Below are 19,723 nucleotides of genomic sequence, written 5' to 3' on the forward strand. Positions count from 1 at the left end.
ATGAAGCAGGCGCTTGCCTTCGTGGATGGTACTGCCGATTACAGCAAGTACCGCGTCCATATTCCGCACGAGATAGATGTTAAGCGCATCCGCACCAAGCTCGGCATGACACAGGCGCAGTTCGCGCGGGAGTTCGGCTTCAGCGTGGATACGCTCCGGCATTGGGAGCAAGGAAGGCGCATGCCCGATGGCGCGGCGCGGGCTTATCTCAAGGTGATCGACCATGCGCCGAAGGCGGTGGCGAAGGCGTTGAAGGCGGCGTGATCGCAGCGCTAAAGCCACGGAACGATTTCGCCCCTACGAAGCATTACCGCACCAGGAAGCGAAAAAAGATATCGCAAAACCATTTCGCTGAAATTGCGAAGATCTTCGAGTTCATCGCGCGATATCGGCGCCTCTTCGTGGGCCGCGTCGTTGCCGATGTCTCGTATGCTGTCGGACCACTCGGCGATTTCTTTCGTGAGTTTCCCACTTGCCGCGAGCTTCTTAATCTTTTGTCCAAGCATGCCGGCTAAAGCTGGGTCGATCTTTTTCAAACTCACATCAAGAGCTTTTCGATACATTATGCCGGAGGCTTCTTCATTGCCTTCAACCGGAAAATTTCGCTCAGCCTGCAAATAGACTCGCTCAACGTCCGGTGGCAAATATTCCGGAACGTTTGGCGCGGGGGTCTCCGGCCAAAAGCGCGAAACGGTCCATCTGGCGTCGGTTACATCACGGCCAGATTTCAAGAGGTCATTCCAATTTCCGATGCCAGGAAGCAATGCCGCGCCAGAGGGCAAGCCACATCTGGGGCAAGTCAGGTGCACAACTTTGAAGCCGTTGGTGTCGTTTGATGCGACGATTTGCAAGCCAATGTGGTCCGTCAAACAGTGTGGGCACTTCGTCGCGATTATTGCCATCTTGCTTAAACCAACCGGCTCTTCGCCACCGCCGCGGCCACGAAGCTGGTGAACAGCGGGTGCGGCTCCAGGGGGCGGGATTTCAGTTCGGGGTGGAACTGCACGCCGATGAACCACGGATGGTCCGGGAATTCCATGATCTCGGGCAGGCGCCCGTCGGGGGACCAGCCGCTCACCTGGAAGCCCTGCGCGCCGAGCAGCTTGGCATATTCGGTGTTCACCTCGTAGCGGTGGCGGTGGCGCTCGCTGATCTCGGTGGCGCCGCCATAGACTTCCGAAACCCGGCTGCCCGGCGTCAGCACCGCCGTGTAGGCGCCCAGACGCATTGTGCCGCCCATGTCGCCGTCGGCGCTGCGGCTCACCGTCTCGTTGCCCTTCACCCATTCGGTCATCAGGCCGATCACGGGATGCTTGGGCTTGCCGATCTCCGTGGTGCCGGCGCCGTCCAACCCGGCCAGGTCGCGCGCCGCCTCGATCACCGCCATGTGCAGGCCGTAGCAGATGCCGAAGAACGGCACCTTGCGCTCGCGGGCGAATTTCACCGCGTGGATCTTGCCCTCGGTGCCGCGCTCGCCGAAGCCGCCGGGCACCAGGATGCCGTTGACGCCTTCGAGGAAGGCCGGCGCGTCGGGGCGCTCGAATATCTCGCTGTCGATCCAGTCGAGATGGACCTTCACATTGTTGGCGACGCCGCCATGGACCAGCGCCTCGCTGAGCGATTTGTAGCTGTCCTTGACCTGCATGTATTTGCCGACGATGGCGATGCGCACCTCGCCTTCCGGATTCTTCACCCGGTCGACCACCTGCTGCCAGCGCGCGAGGTCGGGCTCCGGCGCGTCGTCGATGCCGAAGACCTTCAGGAGTTGGGTGTCGAGCCCGGCCCGGTGGTAGGCCATGGGCACGCGGTAGATCGTGTCGAGGTCGAGCGCGGGGATCACCCGCTCGGTCGGCACGTTGCAGAACTGGCCGATCTTGCGGCGCTCGTCGTCCGGGATGGGATGGCTGGCGCGGCACATCAGGATGTCCGGCTGGATGCCGATGGCGCGCAGCTCCTTCACCGAATGCTGGGTCGGCTTGGTCTTGAGCTCGCCCGCCGCCTCGATATAGGGCACCAGCGTCAGGTGCACGAAAGCGGTCTGCTTGTCCGGCAGGTCGTTGTGGAGCTGGCGGATCGCCTCGAAGAACGGCAGGCCCTCGATATCGCCGACCGTGCCGCCGATCTCGACCAGGAGGAAATCGAGGCCCTCGATGCCGTCGAGGACGAACTCCTTGATCATGTCGGTGACGTGCGGGATCACCTGCACGGTGCGGCCGAGATAGCCGCCGCGGCGCTCCTTCTCGATCACCTGCTGGTAGATGCGGCCGGAGGTTATGTTGTCCGACTTCAGGGCCGAGACGCCGGTGAAGCGCTCGTAATGGCCGAGGTCGAGATCGGTCTCCGCCCCGTCATCGGTGACGTAGACCTCGCCGTGCTGGAACGGCGACATGGTCCCAGGATCCACGTTCAGATAGGGGTCGAGTTTCCGCAAACGGACTTTGTACCCGCGAGCCTGAAGAACGGCTCCGAGTGCGGCGGACGCAAGACCTTTTCCCAAGGAAGAGACCACGCCGCCGGTGATGAAGATCAACCGCGCCATGGGAGGCCACCATAAGCAGGTCGCGCCGAATCCCTCAAGCGAAAATATCGGCGATTCGACGCACGCGATTTGTCCTTGGAAACAAGGTGTTGGAGGAACGGCCGCGGCACGCCAATCTCCTGTTCCGCGAAGGGTGATTGCGCCGGGCGACCGGCGATTCGGAGCGCACAGCGGATGACTTTCGGGGCAAACCGTCTTGGGCGTGACGCTGCCGCGGATTAGCCTCGTTTTCGGCCTGGGGGATGCGGCACGGATGCGTTGGATTGCGGCACTTGTCGTGGCTTTGACGTGGTGGCCCGCCGTCGCGGCGGCCGCGGACCCGTCGCTCTATGTCGTGCGCTACGACCATTGGTCCGACGCGGACGAGCGGGGCTGGCGCGATTTCATCGCCGCCATCGGCACCGCCGACTGCCGCACCGTCGATCAGTGCCTGCACGATCCCGCAAATCCGTTCCGCGCCAGCGATCCGCCGGGCACGGTGTTCAACTCGGACTGCTCCGACCTGCCCTATCTGCTGCGCTTCTACTATGCGTGGAAGCGCGGCCTGCCGTTTTCCTATGAGGACGCGGTCGCGCCGATCGGGGCGGCGGCGGACGAGCGCTACAGCCGCAACGGCAACAAGGTGGTGTCGCGCCGCACCGTGCCGAGCGGCACGCTGAGCGCCCTGGCGGTCATCGCCCAGATCGAGGACGCGGTGTCGACCGCGAGCTACCGCATCCATCCCGACATCGACGGACCGGTGGCGCCGGATTTCTATTCGCCGGCGCTCGACGCGGCGTCCATCCGGCCGGGGACAGTGCTTTACGATCCGAACGGCCATGTCGCGATCGTCACCAAGGTCGATGCCAAGGGGCGCGTGTTCTATATGGACGCCCATCCCGACCATTCGATCACGCATGTGTTCTACGATCTGCGCTTTACCCGGGCGGTGCCGGGCGCGGGCGCCGGCTTCAAGAACTGGCGGCCGCAGACGCTGGTCGGCGCGGCGCGGCTGGCGGACGGATCGCTGGCCGGCGGACATGTCGAGATGGCGCGCAATGCGGCCATCGCGGATTTCTCGACCGAGCAGTATTTCGGCAATGGGGCGCGGCCGGCCGATGCCGACTGGGCGGCGGGACGCTTCGTGCTGAACGGCGAGACACTGGATTATTACGACTATGTCCGCGCCAGGCTGGCGGGCGGCAAGCTGGCCTTCGATCCGGTCGCCGAAGTGCATGACATGGTGCTGTCCAACTGCTCCGACCTGCACTATCGCGTGCAGGCGGTGGAGGTATCGCTGGCCGCCGGACTGCAGAATCGCGCCGAGCCGGACCGGCTGCCGCCCAACATCTACGGCACGCAAGGCGACTGGGAGGTCTATTCCACGCCGTCGCGCGATGCGCGACTGAAGACCGCCTTCAAGGAATTGCGCGACACGGTGCAGCGCTTCGTCGAGATGTACGAGATCGGCGACAAGCATCTGTCCTATGCCGGAAGCGACCTGGTCGCGGACCTGACCGCCACCTATCTGCGCGACACCGCCGCCTGCTCGGTAAGCTATGCGCGCGGCGACGGCGCGCGCATCGGCCTTCGCTATGAGGAGGCACGGCGGCGGCTGTTCGCGATGTCGTTCGATCCCTATCAGTGCGTCGAGCGGCGCTGGGGCGCGTCGAGCGCCGAGGAACTGGCGAGCTGCCGCGACGATGCCTCGAAGCAGGCCTGGTACGCGGCGGAGCAGTCCTTACGCAACCAGATCGACCGGACCTATGGCGCGCGGATGGATTTCACGCTGGCGGAGCTGGCCGTGCCGGGCCCCGGCAAGGGTGTCGCGGCGGCGCCGGAGACCGACGTGCTCGCCTATCTGAAGTCCAAGCGCGGGACGATGCGCGGCTATGGCGACGGCTATTGGGCGAGCCGGCCTTAGTGCGGCGTCGGCAGCGCGGGCTTGGCCGGCGCGCCGGGAAGGATCGGCTTGCTGGATACGGGCGGCGGCGCGGCCGGCGCTTCAAGGAACGATTTCTCGTCGCGGCCGTGCAGCGCGAGCAGGTTCAGGCCCAGGCAGGTGACGAAGAAGAGAGCGCCCAGCAGCGTCGTGGCGCGGGTCAGCGTGTCGGCCGCGCCGCGCGGCGAGAACAGGCCGCCGAGGCCCGAGCCGCCGCCGCCCATGCCGAGCGCGCCGCCTTCCGAACGCTGCAGCAGCACGGTGACGATCAGCGCCACGGCGACCAGAAGTTCGACGGCGATCAGAATGGCTTGCACGGCAGTCTCCTCGCGGAATTCCGCGTTCCGGGGGCGCTCAATAGACGAAAGACGGGCCGGAGGGAAGCGGCGCGCGCGCCGGGGCAAATTCCCAGCCAGGCCAGGGACATAGCCGCAGCCCTGCGGGGCTTTGGCGGCCGAAAATCCGCGCTAGCGCGCGGCGGCGCCGGCTTCGGTGCGGTTGCAGGCGCGGATGATCGCCACCGTGGCGTCGACCTCGGTCAGGATGTCGGTCGTCGTCTTTTCGGGGTGGAAGACGTGGTTGAGGCTGAGCGCGGCATGGCCGAGCAGATGCATCGCGGCGTTGCGGTCGACGCCGGCCTGGAGGCCCTCCACGGCGGCGGTGACGGAATCGCACCATTCGAGAGCGGCCTCGAATTCGGTGTCGCGGCAGCGCCGCGCGATGCCCTTGGTCAGGGTCGCGATCTTCTCCATCTCCGCGGCGTAGGAGACGAGGCCGGGAACGTGCTCCTGCATCAGCCGCCACAGGATGGAGATCTGGAAGGCGTCGCGGCGCAGCTTTTCCGAATTCAGCAATTCGCGCGCGATGCGCAACTCGGAATCGAGGCGCAGCGCCGTCTCTTCCGGCGTCAGGCGCTCCTTCGCCTTCATCTTCAGCGAATTGGGCGGATCGAACAGCTCGACCGTCGAGGGGCGCGACGTATCCTTGCGGCGGTCGGGGCCGACATAGTCGCTGGTGACGACGAAGCCCTTGCGGCGCTCGACATGGCTGTCGATGCGCTGTCCGAGCTGCGCGGTCGAGAACGGACGCAGCAGCAGGTCGTCGGCGCCGGAATTGACGACGCGGGTGACGAGGGCGGCGGACTTCTCCCAGGCGGTGACGATGATGACGATGAAGGGATTGAAGCCGGCGGCGCCCTGGCGCAGTTCCTGGATGACGCGGCAGAGCTGCGCGTCCGAGCCCTGGGCCTCGCACAGGGCGAGATCGGGCGGGCGGCGACGCATCGCGTCGATGAAGGTTTCCAGGGTGGCAACGGTCTCGACGTGGCGGAAGCCGAGCGTGTACAGCGCGGCACGCGTCGCGGTGCGGTTCGCGGCGACCGGATCGTAGATCAGGGTTTCCGTCGTGTCGTAGGAAAGCCGGCCCATGCCGCCAAAAACCGTTTCAAACGGGTAACAAATGCCACGCGGCGGGTTAAGGAACAGTGGGAGGACTGGGTTAAGAGCCGTCCCGCGAAGCCGCTACAATTGTCAGAAAATCAGCGGCTTTGAGGCTGGCGCCGCCGACCAGCGCGCCGCCGACATCGCTCAGGGCAAGGATTTCGCGCGCATTCGACGGCTTCACCGACCCGCCGTAGAGGATCCGCAGCGGCTGGCCCAGGCAGGCGCGGATATGGGCGTGCATCTGGGCGATGTCGGGCGTCGTCGGCGTCTTGCCGGTGCCGATGGCCCAGACCGGTTCATAGGCGATGGCGGTGTTCCGCGGCGTCGCGCCGTCGGGCACGCTGCCGGCGAGTTGCGTCTTGCAGACGTCATGGGCGCGGCCGGCGTCGCGCTCGGCCTCCGTCTCGCCGATGCAGATCACGGCGAGGAGCCCGGCCCGCCACGCGGCCTTCGCCTTGGCGGCCACGGCAGCGTCGGTTTCGCCGTGATACTGGCGCCGTTCCGAATGGCCGACGATCACGGCGGAGGCGCCCGCGTCCTTCAGCATCTCGGCGCTGATGTCGCCGGTGAAAGCGCCGGAGGGCTCGGCACGGCAATCCTGGCCGCCGATCGCGATGGCGGTGCCGAGCGCCGCGGCGCGCGCGACTAGCGTCGCGGGCGGGCAGATCAGGACGTCGCAAGAGGGCGGACCGACTTGCAGCGCGCGGGCCAGGGCCTCGATCTCGCCCAGCGCGGCGGCGAGACCGTTCATCTTCCAGTTTCCGGCAATCAACTGACGCATCGGTTCCTCAACGCAGAATCTCCACCAGCAATACCCAGGCGTTTATCACGGTCGCGATCAGGGATGTCACGATCCCCGCCACCATCCAATAGAGCGCCGCCTCGCTGCCGAGATAGATCAGCACGCCCGAGACGACGATCGGCACGCTCGACAGCTGCGCCAGCAGGACCCGCGGGAGGAAATTGCGCAAGTCCCTGCCCCTGCCCTGCGCGCCCCGGACACCCGATTGCAGCAGCACCGGCACGAGCCACATCGCGGCGCCGGTCAGGGCGGTCTCGAGCGCGAAGACCAGGGGCGGCTGGCCGGGCACCAGCGCGAAGCTCGACGCCACCAGCGCGCCGGTCGGCAGGACGAGGGTCTCGACCGCGCGGCCCGGGAGCATGGGATCGTCGAGGATGCGCGACAGATTGATCGAGATCGCGACCATGACGAGGCCCGCCAGGGCGGCGGCGGCGCCCACTTCCGCGGCGAAAAATCCCGTCCAATCGCCCATCCGGCGCGCCTTGCCCTTGCCCACCCCCCTCCCTATCATCCGCCGCTTTTCGCCGCCAACACCCCAACGACCGGATCGTTCATGCTTCAGGAAATGCGGAAATATGCGAAGTCTTGGGTCTCCTCGATCTTCCTGGGGGCGCTGGCGCTCAGCTTCGCGGTGTGGGGCATCGCCGACGTCTTCCGCGGCTCGTCGGACAGCGACGTGTTCACGCTGGGATCGGCGGCCGTGCCGGTCGACGCCTTCCAGCAGGAATACCGCGACGCCCTGCGCAATGCCGGCGTCGCCCTGCCGCCCGACCAGGCCAAGGCGCTGGCGCAGCATGTGCTCGACACCATGACCCTGCGCACCGCGCTCGACGTCCTCACCCAGCGCCTCGGCCTGACCGTCAGCGACGCGCGGCTGCAGCAGCAGATCCAGGCGATCAGCGCGTTCAACGGGCCGCTCGGCAGCTTCGATCACGCCAAATTCGTCGCGGTGCTCGCGCAGCACGGCTATAGCGAGGCGTCCTTCGTGGCGCGCTCGCGCCAGGACGCGGCGCGCGCCCAGCTCATCCGCGCCGTCGAGGGCGGCTTCGCGCTGCCGGCGGACTATGCGCGCGGCATCTTCGCCTATATCGACGAGATGCGGGCGGTGCAGTACATCGCGCTGACCGACGCGCAGGCCGGCACGGTCGCGCCGCCGAGCGACGCGGTGCTGGCGGCCTACGTCAAGGCGCATCCCGAGGTCTTCAGCACGCCGGAATACCGCGCGGTGAGCTATGGCGGCATCACGGTCGACGAGCTGGCGCCGACCATGGTCCCGACGCCCAAGCAGATCCAGGACGAGATCGACGCCAACCGGGCGAAATACATCAAGCCAGAGAAGCGCGAACTGGAGCAGATCAAATTCGCCTCGGAAGCCGACGCCAAGGCGGCGAAGGACGCGCTCGATCACGGCAAGACCTTCGACCAGCTCGCGGCGGAGCGGAAGCTCCAGCCCGGCGACTACAAGCTGGGCGAGGTCGTGCAGGCCGATCTCGACGCGGCGCGGGCGGCGCCGTTCTTCGCGCTGCCGCCGGGCGGAGTGAGCGCGCCGGTCAAGAGCACTTTCGGCTGGGTCTTGATGCGCGTCGGCACTATCACGCCCGGCGTCACGACCGGCCCCGACGAGATCAAGGCGATCGTCCAGAAGGAGCTGGCGCAGGCCGAGATCGTCGACATGGCCAACATCTATACCGACGCGATCGCGGGCGGCGCGGGCATCCAGGAGGCGGCACAGAAGGCCGGCCTTCACTACGTCCATGTCGCGGCCGTCGATGCCCAGGGACTGGCGCCGGACGGCAGCAAGGCAATCGACCCTCCGAACCCCGAATTGCTGGCGGCGATCTTCAAGGCCGAGGTCGGCGAGGACGGCGATCCGTTCTCGACCCAGGACGGGTCGAGCTATGCGATCCGCGTCGACGGCGTCACGCCGCCCAAGCTCAAGCCGCTGGAGGCGGTGCGCGCGCAGGCGACGGCGCGATGGACGGCGGAGCAGAAGCTGGCGCTGCTGAAAGCCAAGGCGGCGGCGCTCGCGGCCCGCGCCAACCAGGAGGGCTCGCTCGAGGCCGTCGCGGCCTCGGTCGGCGCGCCGGTCCAGTCGAGCCCGGCGCTCAACCGCGGCACGAATACGGCCCCGTTCCTCCCCCCGGTCGTCGGCGCAATCTTCAAGGCGGCGCCGGGCGCGACCATCGCCGCGCCGGTGGACGCCGGCACCTTCATCGTGGCGCGCGTTTCGGGCATCGTGCATCCGGTGCCGCCGCCGAACGACCTGCGCTATTTGCAGGGCGCCAGCCAGTTCGGCAGCGAGGTCGCGTCCGACATCACGGTCACGCTCGCCAAGGCGATCGAGAAGAAGGACGGCCTCAGCGTCAACCAGAAGATGATCGACGCCACGGTCGGCAGTTCGGGAACGGGTCAGTGAGCGATCGATGGCGATACATCCCGACTTTCCCGCCTTCGCGGCGGCGCATGACGCCGGACGCCCACAGGCCGTCTACACAAGGCTGATCGCCGACCTGGAGACGCCGGTCTCGGCGTTCCTCAAGCTCGGCGAGGGCCGCGACAACGCCTTCCTGCTGGAGAGCGTCCAGGGCGGCGAGGCGCGCGGGCGCTATTCCATCATAGGGCTGAAACCCGACGTGATCTGGCGCTGCCGCGACGGCGCCTGCGAGATCAACCGCGCGGCGCGCGCGACGCCGGACAGCTTCGTGCCGGACAGGCTCGCCCACGCTCCCATCGCGAGCCTGCGTGCCCTGATCGCGGAATGCCGCATGGACCTGCCCGCCGGCGTGCCGCCGATGGCGGTGGGCCTCTACGGCTATCTCGGCTACGACATGGTGCGGCTGATCGAGAAGCTGCCCAAGGTGCCGCCCGATCCGCTCGGGCTGCCCGATGCGATCCTGCTGCGCCCGACCATCACCGCGATTTTCGACACGGTGCGCGACGAGATCCTGATCACGACGCCGGTGTGGCCGCAAAGAGGCGTCGACGCGCGCGCCGCCTATGCGCGGGCGTGCGAGCGCCTGCAGGACACGATCGGCGACCTGGAACGCCCTGCCCCGGCCTCGCCGCCAGTGCCCGAGGATCTGCCGGCGGTGTCGACGATCGATTCCAATACGACGCATACGGACTATCTGAAGATCGTCGAGAAGGCGAAGGAATATATCCGCGCCGGCGACGTGTTCCAGGTGGTCCCGAGCCAGCGCTTCCGCCGACCCTTCACGCTGCCGCCTTTCTCGCTCTATCGCGCCCTGCGCCGACTCAATCCCTCGCCCTTCCTCTACAATCTGGCGTTCCCCGGATTTTCCATCGTGGGATCGAGCCCGGAGATCCTGGTGCGGCTGCGCGACGGCGTCGTCACCATCCGGCCCATCGCGGGCACGCGGCCGCGCGGCAAGACGCCGGCGGAGGACGCGGCGCTGGCCGAGGAACTGAAGAGCGATCCCAAGGAGCGGGCCGAGCACCTGATGCTGGTCGACCTCGGACGCAACGATGTCGGCAGGGTGGCGAAGACCGGCGAGGTGAAAGTGACCGACAGCTTCTTCATCGAGCGCTACAGCCATGTGATGCACCTGGTGTCGAACGTCGAGGGCAATATCCGCGGCGGGCTCGACGCGGTGGACGCGCTGGCGGCGGGACTGCCGGCGGGCACGCTGTCGGGCGCGCCCAAGATCCGCGCCATGGAGCTGATCGACGAGTTCGAGACGGAGAAGCGCGGCGCGGTCTATGCCGGCGCGGTCGGCTATTTCGCGGCGGACGGCTCGATGGACACCTGCATCGTGCTGCGCACGGCGCTGGTGAAGGACGGGGTGATGTACGTCCAGGCCGGCGGCGGCGTGGTGGCCGACAGCGTGCCGGAGGCCGAGTATCAGGAGACCGTCAACAAGGCGAAGGCGCTGATGATGGCGGCGGAGGAAGCGGTGCGCTTCGCGACGGCAGGCAAGCGCGGGCAGTGAATCGCTAGCGCGGCGCCGAGAGGGACAGGCGGGCGTCGCGTTCGGTCTTCAGGCGGATCGCCTCGGACAGCGGGACGAGGACGAAACCGCGGGCGCCGGCGCGCGCCGTCCAGACCGCAAGCGCGGCCAGCGTCACGTCGTGCGGATGGCCGATGGCGATGGCGATGCCTTGCGCCCGGGCCCTGGCTTCGATCTCCGCAAGCTGGGCGCCGACCGCGCCGGCGGTCTGCTCGTCGTCGAGGAAGACGTCGCGGCCGGTGCTGGCGACGCCGAAGGCGCGCGCCACCGGAACGACCTGCGTCTCGGGCGTCGTGCGCGAGTCGAAGAAAAAGAGATGGCGCGCGGCGAGTTCCTCCGCGACCGGGATGAGCGTGGCGCGGTCCGCGGTGACGCGGCTTCCCATGTGGTTGTTGATGCCGATGGCGTCCGGCACGCGCGCGAGCGCGGCGACGACGCGGCGGCGGATCTCATCCGGCGCCAAGCCCGTGGTGAGCGCGGACGGCCCGGGATCGTGATCGCCTTCGGCCTGCATCGGCATGTGCAGCAGGATCTCATGGCCGCCGCGCTGCGCTTCGGCGGAGAGCCAGGGCGTCGCGTCGGCGTAGGGAAGGAAGGAGAGCGCGACGGCCTTCGGCAGGCGGAGCGCGCGGTCGGTGCGGGCGAGATCGGCGCCCAGATCGTCGATCACGATGGCGATCTTGGGCGGGCCGGCGGGCCTTTCCTCCGGCGCGGCGACGCGCGCGAGCAGCCAGTCGGGATAGTCGTGCGCCGTGACGGGGAAGAGGACCTGCGGCGCGAAGGGGCTGGGCTCGACGGGCGTCGTGAGGACGAGCGCGGCGACGGGCTCGCGCGGCGGGCTGCTGGCCTGCGCGGGGGCGATGCCCTCGGGCGTGACGATGGCGAGAAGCGCGGGGATGCCGGCGACGGCCTTCGCACCGCCGAGCGCGAGCGCCAGACCGAACAGCACGAAGAACGCCACATCGGCGCCGCGCATCAGGGCGCGCGGCGGCCTCGGGCGTTTGCGACGGCGAATCGGTTTGAGCCGATACATGGCTCTGTTGAACGCCGGAGGCGAGGCAAGTCAACGATGAGAACCGCAGGGTGACTCATGGGCTCCAGATATCTTCGATCCGTTGTCATCCGCCGTGAGTTCATAGCAACAGTGTGAGAACGCGGATCCAGATCAAATCCTGCGCCTGTGCTGCACGCGTCAACTGGGTGCCCCGCATTCGCGGGGCATGACAGCATTTTTGGGTTTGGCGAACTCTCCGCTCAAGGCTGGCGAAATTCAACCTTCACTTCCGCCGACAGGCCCGGGCGGAGGCGCGCGAGGTCGGGCTGGCCGGGGTCGAGGCGGATGCGAACAGGCACGCGTTGAACAATACGCGTGAAATTGCCGGTCGCGGGCTCGAAGGGCAGCAGCGAGAACTCCGAGCCGGAGCCGGGCGCGAAGCTTTCGACCTCGCCGTCCAGCGTGTCGCCGCCCAGCGCGTCGATGGTGACATGCGCCCTCTGTCCGACCAGCATGCGCGCGGTCTGCGTCTCCTTGAAATTCGCCACGACGTAGAGCGTGTCCATCGGCACGATGGTGAGAAGCTGCGTGCCGGGCTGGACATATTCGCCGACCTGCACCTGGCGGTCGCCGACCACGCCGTCGACCGGGCTGCGGATGACGGTGTGGGTGAGATTCTGCTGCGCGATGCTGAGCGCGGCGCGGGCGCGGGCGCGCGCGGCGACGAGCTGGGCGCGGGTCTGCTCGACCATGGCGAGCTGCTGCTGGCTGGCGGTGAAGCCGGCGCGGGACTTGTCGGCATCGGCGGCGGCGCTGGCGGCGGTGGCGCGCACCTGCTCGGCCTGCTGGCGCGAGACGTCGCCGCCGGCGACCAGCATGTCGAAGCGCTTGCGGTCGGCCGCGGCGCGGGCGTTCTCCGCATCGGCGGCACGGATCGAGGCAGCGGCCGCGGCGGCGTTGGCGGCGGCGAGATTGCGCTGCGCGGCGAACTGGCCGAGCGCGGCCTCGGCGGTCTGCACATCGGCCTTGGCCGAGGCGAGATTCTGCGCGTATTCCTCGTCGTCGATGCGCACCAGCGGCTGGCCCGCGCGGACCTTCTGGTTGTCGCGCACCAGGATCGCCGCAACGAGGCCATGGACCTTCGGCGCAACCAGCGTGGAATCGGCCTTCAGATAAGCGTCGTCGGTGGCGACGCTGGAGGCCGGCAGCGCGATCCACCAGGCGCCCGCGAGCGCCAGCGCGATCGCCGCGCCCGCCACGATCAGCGCGCGGCGCGGGATGCTTCGCCCTCGCACCGCCACGGGCGGCGCGGCGACGACGGTCTCTTCGAACGCCGCCGCGCTCACTTGTCGAACACCAGGCAGGTGGTCGTGGCCGTGGCGCAGAGCTTGCCGTTCTTGTCGAGCAGGCGGCCTTCGGCGAAGGCGGCGCGGCGGCCGAGCGAGATCACCTTGCCCTCGGCACGGACGGGACCGGAGGCGTCGCTCAGCGCGCGGTGATACGCGACCTTGAGTTCGAGCGTGGTATAGCCCTGCCCCGCCGCAAGACGCGTATGCACGGCGCATCCCATCGCGGAATCGAGCAGCGTGGCGGCGTATCCGCCATGCACCGAGCCGATAGGATTATAGACGTCCTTCGACGGGTGGCCTTCGAAGACGACATAGCCTTCCTCAACCTCGATCGGCTTGAAACCCATGAGATGCGCGATGCCGCGGTAGTCCGAGGCGCCGGTCATCAACGCGCGAATCTGGTCGATGCCGGCGGGACGGTCGAGGACGGGATTGCTCATTTGGGTACCTCGCTTGCAAGCTCGCGGTCGGTGAGGCCGAGCCGCGCCTTGATGCCGGAACGCGTGGAGGCGAGCATCTCATCGGAGAGCGAACGGTCCGAGATCGAGCGCGACAGAGCCACCGCGCCGGCCATGGCGGACAGGATGGACGGCGCGAGCTGTTCGGCATCCGCGACGCCCGCGGCCGTCATGCGCCGGGCGAGCATGTCGACCAGCGATTTCAGGCCGGCCTCGAAGGCGGCGCGGATCCGCTTGGACTGGCGCGGCATGTCGGAGTTGAGCGCGGTGACGGGGCAGCCATTGGCCGGATCGTCGCGATGCCGTTCGCCGACATAGAAATCGATATAGGTCGCCAGCGCATGCTTGGGCGGCAAGCCTTCGAGCAGGCGCTCGACCCGGTGGCGCGAGCGCGCGAAGACGTCGGCCAGCGTCTCGTTGACGAGCGCGTCCTTCGACTTGAAATGCGCATAGAAGCCGCCATGCGTCAGACCGGCGGATTTCATCACGCCCGCCACGGAGAGCCGGTCGGGGCCCTTCTCGCGGAGCTCGACGGCGGCGGCCTTCAGCAGGGCCTTGTGGGTGTCGTCCTTGTGGGTCTGGGTGTAGCGCATCTTGCGTTCCCTCGGTCGCGGATTGTATGATACGCATAATATAATCCGTCAAGGGGTCCCATGTGAGCGCCGCCGGCCTGTTCGCCCGATCGACTCCCGTCGCGGAATACAGCCATGGCCGCAAGCTCCTGATCTTCGGGATCATGGCATTCGGCCAGTTCATGGCGCTGCTCGACATCCAGATCGTGGCCGCGTCGCTGAATTCGATCCAGGACGGGCTGTCGGCCGGGCCGGACGAGATCGCCTGGGTGCAGACCGCCTATCTGATGGCGGAGATCATCATGATCCCGCTGGCCGCCTATCTCAGCCAGGCCCTGTCGACGCGCTGGCTGTTCACCGCCTCGGCGGTGCTGTTCACGCTGGCGAGCCTGCTCTGCGGCATGGCGTGGAGCATCCAGTCGATGACGATCTTCCGCGCCCTGCAGGGCTTCGTCGGCGGCGCCATGGTGCCGACCGTGTTCGCCACCGGGTTCACGATGTTCACCGGCAAGGAGCGCGCGATGATCCCGGCGATCCTGGGCGTGGTTTCGACGCTGGCGCCGACGCTGGGCCCGACGGTGGGCGGCTGGATCACCGATGTCGCGAGCTGGCATTGGCTGTTCTTCGTCAATGTCGTTCCTGGCGCCTTCATCGCCATCGCGCTGCCGCTGCTCGGCAAGGTGGACGAGCCCAACCTCGCCATGCTCAAGCGGATCGACTGGCTGCATGTGATCTCGCTCGCGGTGTTCCTGGGCTGCCTGCAATATGTGCTGGAGGAAGGGCCGCGCCATCAGTGGCTCGAGGACCGGAACATCGTGACGGTAGCCTGGATCTCCTTCGTCGGCGCGCTGGTGTTCTTCGAGCGCAGCTTCTATTCGGCGCTGCCGGTGTTGAAGCTGACGCCGTTCCGCCGGCCGACCTTCGCCATCGCCTGCGTGCTCAGCGTCATCATCGGCATGGGGCTCTACGGCGCGACCTATCTGACACCCATCTTCCTGGGGCGCGTGCGCGGCTTTTCGAGCCTGGAGATCGGGACCACGGTGTTCATCACCGGCGTCTTCATGTCGTTCGGCGCGCCGCTGGCCGCACGGCTGACGACGGTGCTCGACCAGCGCATCGTCATCGCGTTCGGATTCTCGCTGTTCGCGCTGGCATGCTGGCTGTTCTCCGGCATCACGCCGGTCTGGGGATTCTGGGAGATGTTCTGGCCGCAGGCGATCCGCGGCTTTGCGATCCTCCTGTGCATCGTGCCCTCGGTCGGCATGGCGCTGAACGGCGTGCCGCAGGAGGAGCTGCGCTATGCCTCCGGGCTGTTCAACCTGATGCGCAATCTGGGCGGCGCGATCGGCATCGCGATCGCGTCCACGCTGCTGCAGGACTATGGCCGCATCCATGGCGAGCGGCTGGGCGAGGCGATGAACCACGCCAATACCAGCATGCTCGCGCCGATGGTCGGGCGGCTGGCGGGCCGCGGCGCCGACGCGGCGCATGCCAAGCTCGTCCTCTCGGGCGAGATCACGCAATACGTCACGGGCCAGGCGCTGACCCAGGCGTTCCAGGACGTGTTCTATCTGCTGGCGGTGGCGTTCGTGCTGGGTCTGGCGATCGTGCCGTTCGCGAAAGTGCCGAAGCTGACCAACGACGCGCCGCCGGCGGAGGCGCATTAGAGAAGCGACCCTGCCTCAAGGGGAGGGTAAATTCAGCGGACCGAAACGATGTCCAGTTCCAGCGGTGGCTTGCGGTTTGCGACTTCGACCGTCTCGCCGGCGCGGGCGCCCATCAGGGCCTGGGCAATCGGCGAGACATAGGAGATACGACCCTGGGCGGGATCGGCTTCGTCCTCGCCGACGATCTGGAACGTCTCCGGCGGGCCGCCATGACGGCGAAAGACGACCTCGGAGCCGAAGCCCACTTCGCTGTCATCCGCCTGGTGGTCGACAAGCTGGGCGCTGGCGCGGCGCGCCGTCCAGTAGCGCAGATCGCGCAGGATGCGCGCCTTGTCGTCGTCGGCCGGGCCGGCGCCGAGCTTCGTTGAGCTCGAACAGCTTCTGCTCCATCAGGCGCAGGCCGCGCGGCGTGACGAGATTGGCGCCGCTCCCGACACGAAGCTCGGGCGGAGCGTCAGGCGGGGCGTCGTCGCGTTCGCGGACAAAGGCGCGGCTCATGGTGCTTTCCTTGGAATGGGAAAACAGGAAACCGGCGTCACGCGATATTGTTCCTCTATGCCAAGGCGTTAAGCAGAAGCTCCAGGGCCCGCCGGGAGAAGGCGCGCATGTTGGCGGCGCGGTCGCTGTCCCCTGTCTCGACAGTGATTGCCTGGGACAGGGGTCCGGCGAGCGCGATGCAACTGTGGCCGGCGGCATCGCCATAGGGATTGCCGGTCGGACCGGCGGCACCGGTCTCCGACAATCCCCAGCTTGCGTCGAAACGCTCCCGGGCGGTGCGCGCCAGAAGCTGCGCATAGGACTCGCTCGCCGAGCGCATGCCGGCGACGGCCTCGCGCGGCAAGTCCATCAGCAGCACGCGGGCCTTGGCCGTGTAGACGACGGCGCCGCCGAGGAAATAGGCCGAAGCGCCGGGAACCGCGAGCAGCGCGGCGGAGATCAATCCGCCGGTCGAGGATTCGGCGACCGCGACCGTTTCCCGGCGCGCCTTGAGACGCTCGGCGATGCGGGCGGCAAGGGGCAGGAGTTCCTGCATCTAAGCCAAGACCACGCCGGCGAGCGCGGCGAGAAAAAGCGGCACGGCGAGCGCCAGGCCGATCTCGAAGACGACGCGGTCCGGACCGGCGTTCGCCCAGGCGCGCGGGCGGGCGCGAGGCGCGACGGCCTTGTCGCCGGCCGCGTACCATTCCCAGCGATCCGCATCCGCCAAAGACACACCGAGAAACTTTTCCATCGCCGCCGGACCTCGTCGTTAACGACGAAAATATAGGCCGGTGCGGCGTCCTGCTCCACCGGAATCGGGAACTGCGGCGATGTCGCAAGCGTTCGTTCCGTCTTGGCACAAAGCCACGATCCGGTCACGATTGACCGCGATAGACCGCGCCTCTTCGAGAACCTGGTGGGAACGCTCCGCGCATGAGTCGATATGACGGCAGCCGCGCGCCGCACAGGCGGCCCGTGCGCGCGGAGACCGTGGTCGTCCGCCGGCCGCCGCCGCTCATCCCGCATATCTCGCTCGAGGACACGCTGGCCGCGGTGGGCATCCGCCCCAACCGCGCCAGGGGCGCCACGCATTCGCACGGCCTGCTGTGGCGCTGGTTCGCATACGAGTCGTCGGCGCTGGCGATAGCAAACGCGGTCGCGAGCGCCCTGCTGCTGATCGTCGCGATGACGATGACGGCGCCGGGCATGCGCCTTGCGGTCGCGCTCGGCATCGGACCGCTGGTCTATGACGTGCTGAACGACGGCTTGCCCTATCTGGCGATCGGGTTGTTCGTCGCGGCGCTCTTGAAAGCGGCGCATGCCCGGCTCGACGTCCGGGCGCATGTCGCGACGCGGGTTCTCGGCTATGCGCTGGCGCTGCTGCTGGCGCTGGCCGCGCTGTGGATCGAGACCATGCTCGGCTATGCGAGCGTCGTGCCGTGGATGTTCAAGCCGGTGCTGGCGCTGGCCGGCGGCGAGGCCACGGCGCGGGTGGCGGCGGTCAACGCGGATCTCGTCTCCTATTTCGAGCCGGCGCTGATCGGCGGCGCGGGCCTTCTTCTGCTCGCCAAGCATTTCAAGAGCGGCGCGACGCGGCGCGCGCCGCTCTATCGCAAGCGCGTGGCGCTGGGCGGCATTGCGCTGGCCGGCGCGGTGATCGCCATTTCGGCGCATGCGGGATGGCGGCACTATACCGGCGCCGACGCGCGCGACGGCTTCGGCTTCGCCATCGGCGGCGAGACGCTGTCGGGCGAGGACCGGATCTATGGCCCGCTGTTCGCGCCGGGCGTGGCCTGCCATGTGTCGAGCCTTTACGGCTGGCGCGACGATCCCCTGACGCCGGGGCGGAGCGAAAAGCACCAGGGCGTCGACGTCGCGGTCCGGGAGGGAACGGCGGTGCATGCCATGACCGACGGCCGCGTGATGTTCGCGGAGTTCGACGGCGGGCTCGGCAATTTTGTGGCGCTGAAGCCGGCGGGCAGCGGCGCGCCGACGGTGATCAACGGGCACATGTCGCGCCTGGCGGTGCGGGCGGGCGACGACGTGCATCGCGGCGACGTGATCGGCTATGCCGGCAGCACGGGACGCTCGACCGGGCCGCATGTGCATGTGCAGATTTGCCCGAGCGGACATATGGTGCGCGGCGGCTTCGTCTGCGGCGGCGCGACGAACCCTTACGAGAACTGGCCGACGCTGGCGGCGCTGGCGCGGATGTCCTGCCGTGACGGGCCGGAAATCTACTGAGCCGGTTTGGCGCGGCCTTCCCAGGCATCGACCACGACGCAGGCGACCGCGTTGCCGACGATGTTGGTGCCGCTGCGGCCCATGTCGAGCAGGTGGTCGACCGCGAGCACGAGCAGAAGGCCGGCTTCCGGAATGTGGAAGTAAGGCAGCGCCGCCAGGATGACGACCAGGGAGGCGCGCGGCACGCCGGCCATGCCTTTCGAGGTCACCATCATGATCAGGAGCAGCGTCACCTGCTGGCCCAGCGTGAGGTCGATGCCATAGGCCTGGGCGATGAACAGCGTCGCGAAGGTGCAGTACATCGTCGAGCCGTCGAGGTTGAAGGAATAGCCGAGCGGCAGGACGAAGCTGACGATGCGGCGCGGCAGGCCGATCTCTTGAAGCTGCTCCAGGAGGCGCGGATAGGCGGCTTCCGAACTCGCGGTCGAGAAGGCGAGCAGTACCGGGTCGCGGACCGCGTGGAACAGGGCCGCGGTGCCGCCGCGGCGGATCGCGGCGGCGACGGCGAAGAGGAGTATCCAGAGCAGTAGCAGCGCGAGATAGAAGCTGCCGACGAAGCGCGCATAGGTGAGGAGCACGCCGGCGCCCTGGGTCGCCACCGTCGAGGCCAGCGCCGCGAACACGACGAACGGCGCCAATGTCATCACATAGGATGTGATCTTCAGCATCACGGCGGCGACCTGTTCGGCCAGGGCGAGGATCGCCGGCGCGCGATCCTGGCTCGCGGCCATCGCGGTGCCGAGGAAGCAGGCGAAGACGACGATCTGCAAAATCTCGTTGTTCGCCAGCGCCTCCACGATGGAGCGTGGAATCAGATGGGTGAGGAAATCGGTCAGCGACAGCGACGCGGCGCTGGCGGGCGCGCCGGCCGCGCCATGCGGCAACGACAACCCGATTCCGGGCTGGAACAGATGGACCATGATCAGGCCCAGGACGAGCGAAGCCAGCGAGGCCAGCATGAACCAGGCGATGGCGCGGGCGCCGACCCGGCTGATCGCGGCGGCGTCCTCCATATGCGCGATGCCGACGATGAGGGTGGAGAGTACCAGGGGCGCGATGATCATCCGGATCAGGCGCAGGAAGGCGAAGGTGACGAGGCCGAGGGCGTCGGTGAGCTGGGCGATCCGGCCGGCGTCGAGCCAGGCATGGCCGGCAATGCCGACCACGATGCCGAGCACCATGGCGATGAGAAGCAGAAGCGCAAACGTACGGCTCAAAGAAATCCCCTGCCCGCTGTGCGGCGGAGTGGACGGAATTCGGGTGGGGAGCGCAAGGGGGGGGTGAAAT

General features: G+C 67.8%; 20 protein-coding genes. 6 read left to right on the forward strand and 14 right to left on the reverse strand.

Going from position 1 to position 19,723, the window contains the following annotated elements:
* Nucleotides 1-264: a helix-turn-helix domain-containing protein gene (locus tag WDN01_07700; GenBank protein ID MEJ0025895.1), complete on the forward strand. Its 264-nt coding sequence runs from the start codon at nt 1-3 to the stop codon at nt 262-264.
* Between the two features lie 8 nt (nt 265-272).
* On the opposite strand, the gene WDN01_07705 is transcribed toward WDN01_07700, so the two are convergent.
* Both WDN01_07705 and WDN01_07710 read right to left on the reverse strand, forming a co-directional pair.
* Entirely contained in the window at nt 273-851 is a 579-nt protein-coding gene (locus WDN01_07705) for a DUF4145 domain-containing protein (GenBank protein ID MEJ0025896.1), read from the reverse strand.
* A gap of 56 nt (nt 852-907) precedes the next feature.
* Nucleotides 908-2,539, reverse strand: coding sequence for a CTP synthase (locus WDN01_07710; protein MEJ0025897.1), 1,632 nt, complete (start codon nt 2,537-2,539; stop codon nt 908-910).
* A gap of 277 nt (nt 2,540-2,816) precedes the next feature.
* On the opposite strand from WDN01_07710, the gene WDN01_07715 reads away from it, so the two are divergent.
* Nucleotides 2,817-4,442, forward strand: coding sequence for a hypothetical protein (locus WDN01_07715; protein ID MEJ0025898.1), 1,626 nt, complete (start codon nt 2,817-2,819; stop codon nt 4,440-4,442).
* On the opposite strand, the gene secG is transcribed toward WDN01_07715, so the two are convergent.
* The 4 genes from secG to WDN01_07735 form a co-directional block, all read right to left on the reverse strand.
* Nucleotides 4,439-4,777, reverse strand: a complete 339-nt coding sequence (gene secG / locus WDN01_07720) for a preprotein translocase subunit SecG (protein MEJ0025899.1) — start codon at nt 4,775-4,777, stop codon at nt 4,439-4,441. The two genes, WDN01_07715 and secG, sit on opposite strands and share 4 nt — an antisense overlap.
* Nucleotides 4,778-4,927: 150 nt before the next feature.
* The gene (locus tag WDN01_07725) at nt 4,928-5,887 is read right to left on the reverse strand and encodes a response regulator (protein MEJ0025900.1); all 960 of its coding nucleotides are present in this window, start codon (nt 5,885-5,887) and stop codon (nt 4,928-4,930) included.
* A gap of 70 nt (nt 5,888-5,957) precedes the next feature.
* A complete protein-coding gene (tpiA, locus tag WDN01_07730) occupies nt 5,958-6,683 on the reverse strand; it encodes a triose-phosphate isomerase (GenBank protein MEJ0025901.1) in 726 nt (241 codons plus the stop codon).
* A 7-nt stretch (nt 6,684-6,690) separates the two neighbouring features.
* A complete protein-coding gene (locus tag WDN01_07735; protein MEJ0025902.1) occupies nt 6,691-7,200 on the reverse strand; it encodes a hypothetical protein in 510 nt (169 codons plus the stop codon).
* 57 nt (nt 7,201-7,257) lie between these two features.
* On the opposite strand from WDN01_07735, the gene WDN01_07740 reads away from it, so the two are divergent.
* The gene (locus WDN01_07740) at nt 7,258-9,120 is read left to right on the forward strand and encodes a SurA N-terminal domain-containing protein (protein ID MEJ0025903.1); all 1,863 of its coding nucleotides are present in this window, start codon (nt 7,258-7,260) and stop codon (nt 9,118-9,120) included.
* Between the two features lie 7 nt (nt 9,121-9,127).
* The gene (gene trpE / locus WDN01_07745) at nt 9,128-10,654 is read left to right on the forward strand and encodes an anthranilate synthase component I (GenBank protein ID MEJ0025904.1); all 1,527 of its coding nucleotides are present in this window, start codon (nt 9,128-9,130) and stop codon (nt 10,652-10,654) included.
* A 4-nt stretch (nt 10,655-10,658) separates the two neighbouring features.
* On the opposite strand, the gene WDN01_07750 is transcribed toward trpE, so the two are convergent.
* The 4 genes from WDN01_07750 to WDN01_07765 all read right to left on the reverse strand — a co-directional run bounded on the left by WDN01_07750 (nt 10,659) and on the right by WDN01_07765 (nt 14,066).
* Entirely contained in the window at nt 10,659-11,648 is a 990-nt protein-coding gene (locus WDN01_07750) for a divergent polysaccharide deacetylase family protein (GenBank protein MEJ0025905.1), read from the reverse strand.
* 278 nt (nt 11,649-11,926) lie between these two features.
* A complete protein-coding gene (locus WDN01_07755; protein ID MEJ0025906.1) occupies nt 11,927-13,012 on the reverse strand; it encodes an HlyD family secretion protein in 1,086 nt (361 codons plus the stop codon).
* On the reverse strand, nt 13,009-13,455 hold the full coding sequence (locus WDN01_07760) for a PaaI family thioesterase (GenBank protein MEJ0025907.1): 447 nt from the start codon (nt 13,453-13,455) through the stop codon (nt 13,009-13,011). Before WDN01_07760 ends, WDN01_07755 begins: the two co-directional genes overlap by 4 nt.
* Entirely contained in the window at nt 13,452-14,066 is a 615-nt protein-coding gene (locus tag WDN01_07765; protein MEJ0025908.1) for a TetR/AcrR family transcriptional regulator, read from the reverse strand. The genes WDN01_07760 and WDN01_07765 overlap by 4 nt, the downstream gene beginning before the upstream one ends.
* A gap of 62 nt (nt 14,067-14,128) precedes the next feature.
* Here WDN01_07765 and WDN01_07770 point away from each other — a divergent pair, with 62 nt between their 5' ends.
* Entirely contained in the window at nt 14,129-15,712 is a 1,584-nt protein-coding gene (locus tag WDN01_07770; protein MEJ0025909.1) for a DHA2 family efflux MFS transporter permease subunit, read from the forward strand.
* Nucleotides 15,713-15,744: 32 nt separating this feature from the next.
* On the opposite strand, the gene WDN01_07775 is transcribed toward WDN01_07770, so the two are convergent.
* The 3 genes from WDN01_07775 to WDN01_07785 form a co-directional block, all read right to left on the reverse strand.
* On the reverse strand, nt 15,745-15,957 hold the full coding sequence (locus WDN01_07775) for a GreA/GreB family elongation factor (GenBank protein ID MEJ0025910.1): 213 nt from the start codon (nt 15,955-15,957) through the stop codon (nt 15,745-15,747).
* Nucleotides 15,958-16,265: 308 nt separating this feature from the next.
* Nucleotides 16,266-16,745 carry a CinA family protein gene (locus WDN01_07780; protein ID MEJ0025911.1) on the reverse strand — a complete coding sequence of 160 codons (480 nt, stop codon included), beginning with the start codon at nt 16,743-16,745 and terminating at the stop codon, nt 16,266-16,268.
* Complete coding sequence (locus tag WDN01_07785) at nt 16,746-16,943, reverse strand: hypothetical protein (protein ID MEJ0025912.1); 198 nt, start codon at nt 16,941-16,943, stop codon at nt 16,746-16,748. It abuts the gene before it with no gap.
* A gap of 182 nt (nt 16,944-17,125) precedes the next feature.
* Between WDN01_07785 and WDN01_07790 the strand changes: the two genes are divergently transcribed.
* Nucleotides 17,126-18,436, forward strand: coding sequence for a M23 family metallopeptidase (locus WDN01_07790; protein MEJ0025913.1), 1,311 nt, complete (start codon nt 17,126-17,128; stop codon nt 18,434-18,436).
* Here the strand turns inward: WDN01_07790 and WDN01_07795 are convergent.
* The gene (locus WDN01_07795; protein MEJ0025914.1) at nt 18,430-19,653 is read right to left on the reverse strand and encodes a dicarboxylate/amino acid:cation symporter; all 1,224 of its coding nucleotides are present in this window, start codon (nt 19,651-19,653) and stop codon (nt 18,430-18,432) included. The two genes, WDN01_07790 and WDN01_07795, sit on opposite strands and share 7 nt — an antisense overlap.
* Nucleotides 19,654-19,723: the final 70 nt, after the last annotated feature.

It is taken from the genome of Rhizomicrobium sp., assembly GCA_037200985.1.
Taxonomy (GTDB): Bacteria; Pseudomonadota; Alphaproteobacteria; order Micropepsales; family Micropepsaceae; genus Rhizomicrobium.